At 67.7% G+C, this 443-nt stretch carries 1 protein-coding gene; it reads left to right on the forward strand.

Annotation, left to right across the window (positions count from 1 at the left end; genetic code table 11):
• Nucleotides 1-174: 174 nt before the first annotated feature.
• Nucleotides 175-443, forward strand: a 269-nt coding sequence (locus AB4Y92_RS25865; protein ID WP_441822221.1) for a hypothetical protein, incomplete at its 3' end; no start/stop codon positions are given.

Consider the following 443-nt stretch of genomic DNA (forward strand, 5'->3'; position numbering starts at 1 on the left):
GGCTGAGGGTTAGGCACCCCGCGCGCCATCAGCCTTTGGCGTGCCGGAACTGCCGCGTCGCGCTGCCGACGCCGTGCCCCACTGCGGCCGGCGCGCTTGCCGCGTGGGTTCGCGGTGCCTAATCATCGCCGCGTCATAAGAGAGCCGTTCTCCGAAATCGGCCGGCGAGGAAACATGTCTCTCCAGCACGAGCGCTACGCGCCTGATTCCTCCTATGCCTGGCTGCGGCTGGCGATGGCGCTGCTCGTCGGCACCGTCGCCTGCGTCGGCACCTGGTCGGTGGTCGTCGTGCTTCCCTCCGTTCAGGCTGAGTTCGGCACGGCGCGGGCGGGCGCTTCGCTGCCCTATACCGCCGTCATGCTCGGATTCGGCTTCGGCAATATCCTGATGGGCCGGATCGCCGATCGTTACGGCATCGTCGTTCCGATCGTGATGGGTGGGGT

Origin of the sequence: Lysobacter sp. TAB13, from assembly GCF_052113885.1 — a bacterium.
Classification (GTDB): domain Bacteria; phylum Pseudomonadota; class Gammaproteobacteria; order Xanthomonadales; family Xanthomonadaceae; genus Lysobacter; species Lysobacter gummosus.